The 6370-nt window shown below is 61.6% G+C and carries 6 protein-coding genes; 4 read left to right on the forward strand and 2 right to left on the reverse strand.

The genetic code is table 11. The annotated features are described in order from the left end of the window. Positions 1-305, reverse strand: a 305-nt coding sequence (locus tag JNL55_RS18995; protein WP_293857213.1) for an outer membrane beta-barrel protein, incomplete at its 3' end; no start/stop codon positions are given. A gap of 299 nt (positions 306-604) precedes the next feature. Here JNL55_RS18995 and JNL55_RS19000 point away from each other — a divergent pair. Continuing rightward, complete coding sequence (locus tag JNL55_RS19000) at positions 605-1387, forward strand: thioesterase family protein (RefSeq protein WP_293857216.1); 783 nt, start codon at positions 605-607, stop codon at positions 1385-1387. On the opposite strand, the gene JNL55_RS19005 is transcribed toward JNL55_RS19000, so the two are convergent. Continuing rightward, positions 1380-1619 (reverse strand): hypothetical protein, encoded by a 240-nt coding sequence (locus JNL55_RS19005; RefSeq protein ID WP_293857219.1) that lies wholly within the window; start codon positions 1617-1619, stop codon positions 1380-1382. The genes JNL55_RS19000 and JNL55_RS19005 overlap by 8 nt on opposite strands. A gap of 91 nt (positions 1620-1710) precedes the next feature. Between JNL55_RS19005 and JNL55_RS19010 the strand changes: the two genes are divergently transcribed. The 3 genes from JNL55_RS19010 to JNL55_RS19020 form a co-directional block, all read left to right on the forward strand. Then, positions 1711-3519: an ATP-binding cassette domain-containing protein gene (locus tag JNL55_RS19010; protein ID WP_293857222.1), complete on the forward strand. Its 1809-nt coding sequence runs from the start codon at positions 1711-1713 to the stop codon at positions 3517-3519. Positions 3520-3583: 64 nt separating this feature from the next. Further along, a complete protein-coding gene (locus JNL55_RS19015; RefSeq protein WP_293857225.1) occupies positions 3584-4138 on the forward strand; it encodes an ECF-type sigma factor in 555 nt (184 codons plus the stop codon). 2 nt (positions 4139-4140) lie between these two features. Further along, positions 4141-6370, forward strand: a 2230-nt coding sequence (locus tag JNL55_RS19020; RefSeq protein ID WP_293857228.1) for a serine/threonine-protein kinase, incomplete at its 3' end; no start/stop codon positions are given.

A 6370-nucleotide genomic window follows, 5' to 3' on the forward strand; every position in this document is an offset into this window, starting at 1 on the left:
CTGCCGAGGTCGATGTAGCCCGCCTCGACGGCCAGGTGAGTGTTGAAACGATAACCGGCGAAGAAACCGAACGCGGCATCGCTCTTGTCCAGCGACGTGGTTTTCGATTCCACGGTGAGCTGCACGCTGGAGGCCGGATACACCACGGTGGCACCGTAAGCATCGAAACCTTGGATATCGAGCTGCTTGTCCCCCTGACCGTACAAGCCGCCGATATAAAAGCCAGGCTGCGCCGCCTGCGCGACCGGCAACCCGGCGAACGCGGCCACCGCGATGGCGGCAGCGATGACTCGTTTATGCTTCATGCCGAGCGATCACCCATGCTGCGACGTTGGGGACCAGACTGTACCGAAATTGTCGGAACCCCGCTGCAAGCCCCGGAAAGGCAACGGTGTCGTGCGAAGCATATCGCAGCATTCAGCCAGTTAGATGCACCGATCGGCAAGCTCGCTGGCGGCTGCTGATTTCCGGGGCGACTGGCGCTATTTGATGACATATTCAGCCTCAGTTCACGCCTGCACCGGCCGGCGTTCGGCACACCCATGGACGCGACTCTGTCAGAATCGGGGCTGGAAGCTTTCTTGCCGTCGCTGCGGCTACCGCCATGAGTTACGTCTACCAAGTCGAAGGTTCAATCGCGCACGCGCAGCCGTGTTCTGCCGGCCCCTGGGATCCTGGTTTACAGCATGGCGGCGCGCCCGCTTCGCTGATCGCGTGGGCCGTGGAACGCATGCCGGTCCGCGAACCCATGCAAGTCGTGCGCATGACGTTCGATTTGTTACGACCCATTCCGGTCGCGCCGCTGGCAATCAAAATCGACGTGCAGCGCGAAGGCCGCAAGATCCAAGTACTGAATGTCACCTTGTTACATGAAGGCGTGGCCTGCGTGCGCGCCACCGTGCTCAAGATGCGACAAGCGGAACTCGAGCTGCCCGAGCATGTGATCGACGAACAAATCCTGTTGCCCGGACCGGAGCAAGGCCGCGAGTCCAAGATCCGTTTCAGCAGCTATGAGCAGTTTGCTTCCGGCGTGACGTTACGCTCGGTGCGTGGCGAGTTTGGAAAGCTGGGCCCGGGTGCGCTGTGGTTTCATGCGCATCGTCCCATCATCGCCGGTGAAGCGATCACGCCGCTGATGCGCGCAGCCATGACGGGAGATTTTTGTAACGGCGTGTCTGCGGTACTCGACTTCGCCGAATGGACCTTCATCAACGCCGACCTGACCATCAGCCTGGCGCGTCAGCCAGTGGGCGAATGGATTCTGCTGGACGCGCAGACCTGGATCGGCGAGCGCGGCGCCGGCCTGGCGTTCGCCAAACTCGGCGATGAGCGCGGCTACTTTGGCCGTGCCATCCAGAGCCTGGTGATCGAACGGCGCGCTAAGTAGCGCCCGGCCCAACGCCCGGCGTGCGCGGCTGGCCCTCTGCCGCCTTCTTGCGCTCTTCCTCGGCGCGCTCCTTCCGGATGGTGTAGACCACCGAGCCGAACGCGGCGCCAATGACCAGCATCAATGCGGCCATGATGAAAACCAGGCCGCCCGCCAGGCGCCAGCCCTCGTACAGACCCAGAACCAGGCCCACCGGCGTGGTGACCAACAATATCGGTTTGGCGATGCGCATGGGCCTATTGTAGGCCCGCGCCGGCGATTTCCAGCCCGCCGATGGGCTTCGCCGCTATCATTCGGGCCCCCGAACGCTCGCCCCACCGACCATGCCCCTGCTCACGCTGCGTAACGCCGAACTTGCCTATGGCCTGCATCCGCTGCTGGATCGCGCCAACTTCGCCATCGACGAGCGCGAACGCGTCGGGCTGATCGGCCGGAATGGCACCGGCAAATCCTCGCTGCTCAAAATCATCACCGGCCTGGCGCCGTTGGATGACGGCGAACTGGCGAAGCAGGACGGGCTCAAGATCGTGTTCGTCGAGCAGGAACCGTTGTTGCCGCCGGCCGAGACGGTGCGCGACAGCCTGGTCGCTCGCGCCAAGCTGGATGAAATTCACGACGAACGCGAACGTTGGCGGCTCGAAGCCCGGCTCAGCGAATTCTTACAGCGGCTCGGCGTGGCCTCCGAGCGCGCGCCGGAAACCACGTCGGGCGGTGAACGCAAACGAGCCGCGCTAGCGTTGGCGCTGGCGCTCGAGCCCGAACTGCTGTTACTCGACGAACCGACCAACCATCTGGACATCGAGGGCATCACCGCGCTGGAAGATCTGCTGATCAAGGGCCCGGCCTCCATCATCGTCACTCACGACCGAGCGTTTTTGGATCGGGTGGTCACGCGCATCGTGGAATTGGATCGCGGCCTGCTGCGCTCGTATCCCGGCAACTTCGCCACTTACGAGACGCGCAAGAGCGAACAACTGGCGGCCGAAGAAGTGGTCAATCGCAAATTCGACAAATTCTGGGCACAGGAAGAGGTCTGGATTCGTCGGGGCGTCGAAGCACGCCGAACTCGCAATGAAGGTCGCGTACGCCGGCTCGAATCACTTCGCGAACAGCGTGCCGCGCGTCGTGAGCAAATGGGTAGCGTCAAACTTACGCTCGACTCGGGCGACCGTTCCGGCAAGTTGGTGGCCGAGCTGACCGATGTCAGCAAATCTTTCAGCGACCGAACCATCGTGCGCGATCTTTCCATGCGCATCATGCGCGGCGACCGGCTCGGTTTGATCGGCGTCAACGGCGCCGGCAAATCTACTTTGATCAAATTGATTCTGGGCAAGCTGGAACCGGACAGCGGCGACGTGCGGCTCGGCACGAATGTCGCGGTGGCTTATTTCGATCAATTGCGCGAACAACTGGATCCGGACAAATCCGTGGCCGAAACCATCAGCCCGGGGTCGGACTGGATCGAGATCGGCAACGAGCGCAAACACGTGACCACCTATCTCGGCGATTTCTTGTTTCCGGCGCAGCGGGCCAATTCGCCGGTCAAGGCGTTGTCCGGCGGCGAGCGTAATCGCTTGCTGTTGGCCCGCCTGTTCGCGCGGCCGGCCAACGTGCTGGTGATGGACGAACCCACCAACGACCTGGACATCGATTCGTTGGAATTGCTGGAAAACACGCTACAAAACTACAACGGCACACTGCTGCTGGTGAGCCACGACCGTACCTTTTTGGACAATGTGGTGACACAGACCCTGGTCGCGCAAGGCAACGGCCGCTGGCAGGAATACGTCGGCGGCTACACCGACTGGCTGGCACAACGCCCCGCGCCGCTGACTGCTGCTCAGGCCAAATCCAAGCAGGAAGCCAAAGGGGCAGCCCGCGCGCCGACACCGGTCAAACTCAGCTACAAAGAAACTCGCGAGCTGGCGCAATTGCCCATCGAGATCGAAGCGCTGGAACAACGTCAGCAAGAGCTGACCGCGCGCATGAGCTCAGCCGAGTATCACAAACAAGGCCCCGAGCAGCTCAAGACGGACCGCAAACTTGCCGAAGATCTGGAACGGCAGATGTCAGAAAAATTCGAACGCTGGTCGACACTGGAAGCCAAAGCCGAGACCGCCCCCAAAAACTGAACGGGCCGGCGCCGGGCGCGCCCTATGCTAAATTCCCGGCTGTCCGCGGTGCCGATGGATCCGCATGTCGCAAGTCACTTTACTGCTCGATGCCTCCCGGCGCGGCGATACCGGCGCCGTCGAGCAGCTGTTCAATCTGCTTTATAACGATCTGCGCCAACTGGCACACGCGCGCTTGCGTCGTAGCGGTCAGTTCACGTTGCTCGACACCACTGCGTTGGTGCACGAATCCTACTTGCGCTTGTTCAAAGCCGGCGCCATCGAAGCCAACGACCGCGGTCATTTCATGGGCTACGCCGCTCAGGTCATGCGTTCCATCGTGGTCGATTTCGTGCGTCGTCGATCGGCCGACCGCCGCGGCGGTGACGCTATCCATGTGGACTTCGATGTCGCCGTCGCGCACGTCTCCGATCCTCGCGAGCGCGAGGTGTTACAGATTCATGAAGCTTTGCAGGAACTGGCCAAGATCGACCCGCGCTTGGTCCATGTCGTGGAAATGCGCTACTTCGCCGGCATGACCGAAGAGGAAGTAGCAGACGCAATGGATCGCAGCGTGCGCTCGGTAGCACGCGATTGGGAGAAAGCGCGCTTGTTTCTGGCGACTACCCTGGCGCAGTAACCATGCAAAAAATCGGGCCGGAAGATTGGAAGCAGATGTTCGAACTGCTCGATACCGCGCTCGATCTGCCCGCGCCGGAACGCGCCGGCTGGCTCGAATCGCTGGACGGCGAGTACGCACGACTCAGGCCAGCCCTTCGTGAGTTGTTAGCAAAGCACGCCGCGCGCGAAACCGACGGCTTCCTGCGTGACATGCCGCAGTTCACCAGCCTCACCGGCATCAACACCTCGCCGCTCAGTACACCAGAACCCGGCAATCAAGTCGGTCCGTATCGATTGGTAAGAGAACTGGGCCGCGGCGGCATGGGCAGCGTGTGGCTCGCTGAACGCGCCGATGGTTCGTTCAAACGAACCGTGGCGCTGAAGTTGCCGCACGTCACTTGGATCGGCGGACTCGCCGAACGCATGGCTCGCGAGCGGGACATTCTCGCCGGCCTCGAACATCCCAACATCGCGCGCCTGTACGACGCCGGCGTCGACGATCTCGGCCGGCCATTCATGGCCATGGAATACGTCGAAGGCCAGACCATCGATCGTTACTGCGCTCAGCATGAGTTGAGCGTCGCGCAAATCCTGCAACTGATCCTGCAGGTAGCTCGCGCCGTCGCACATGCGCATGCGCGTCTCGTGGTCCATCGCGATCTCAAACCCAGCAATGTGCTCGTGACTGTCGAGGGTTCAGTGCGTCTGCTGGATTTCGGTGTCGCCAAGTTGCTGGAAAACCAGCCCGGCGAGCAAACACAATTCGCCGTGCGCGCCTTCACGCCTGAATACGCAGCACCGGAACAAATCAAAGGCGAGGCCATCGGCACAGCCACTGATGTGTACGCGCTGGGCGTTGTGAGTTATCAGCTATTGACTGGCGCGCTGCCCTACCCGGCCAAGCAAACTACCGCCGGCCAACTCGAACGCGCCATCACCGAATTCGATGCGCCACTGGCTAGCGACGCCACCAAGGATCGCCCTCCCAGCCGCCACTTGCGCGGTGACCTCGATGCCATTCTGAATCGCGCGCTGAAGAAAGATCCCGCGCAACGTTATGCGAGCGCCGATGCGTTTGCCCTGGACATCGAACATCACTTGCAAGGCCGCCCCATTCAAGCGCGGCCCGACAGCACGTGGTATCGCTTCACCAAGTTCGTCACCCGCAATCGAGTCGCTACGGCCGCCGCCGTCGCTGTTCTGACTGCCATTCTCGGCGGCGCCAGCATTGCGCTTTGGCAAGCTCGCGAAGCCCGAGAACAAGCCGAACGAACCGCCGTTGAACGTGACATCGCTCGCCGCGCCGCTGCTCGCGAAGAAGCGGTTCGCACCTATCTCACACGAATGTTTCGCAACTCGGTGGTGCAGGAAGGCTCAGGCCCGACCACCGCCAAAGCCATGCTGGATCGGAGCGCCGAGCGCGTTCTGCAACAGTATCGCGACGATCCGTACCTCGCTGGGAAGGTCGTCGAGACCCTCGCCGACTTGTACGGCGCGCTCGAGGATGTGGCTGGGCAAGTGCCCTTGCTCGAAGGCTATCTGAAACAAGCCGGGCCTGAGGCCAATCCGGAAACAGTGGCCTTGGTAAAGCAAAAGCTCTCACACGCCGAACTGTCTCGCGGGAACTTGCAACGCGCGGCTGAGCTGCTGCCACCTGCAGAGCAATTCTGGAACACAGATCGAACTCGTTACGCCGAACCACACGTGGAAGGGCTGGCTATTCGTGCACGGCTGCAACGAGCTCAAGGTGACTTGGCTGGCTCCATTGCTACTAACGAACAAGCGATTGGCGAGCGTGTCGCGCTTTCCGGCGAGAATCACAGCGAGACGGCGATCCTCTATAACTCACTCGGCATCGCACTGATGAATGCCAATCGGCTCGAGGAAGCTACTTCGGCGTATCGGAAGGCGCTCGCAATTCATGATGCGCTTGGGTCGGGTGAGGATGTTCCTGCATTGGTGATGCGAGCGAATGTTGGAACGCTGTCCTATCGCGTCGGCCGCGTTGCCGACGCTGAGCGTGAGTTGAAGCATGCCTTCGAAGGGCAGCGCGCGATTTCCGGAGACTCGGCGGCCGTTGCCGCATCGATGGGACAATACGGTTCTCTGCAGACGGCGCTGGGTCGGCCTGCGTTGGCCATTCCCATTTTGGACGAGGCTTCTCGAATGGCCGAGAAATTCACCGCCTCCGGCAGTGCTCTACACGTTCAGAACCGAACCTTTCTCGCCGAAGCTCACGCCGCGTCAGGGC

The sequence above is a fragment of the Steroidobacter sp. genome, from assembly GCF_016790065.1.
In the GTDB taxonomy this organism is placed as follows: Bacteria; Pseudomonadota; Gammaproteobacteria; order Steroidobacterales; family Steroidobacteraceae; genus Steroidobacter.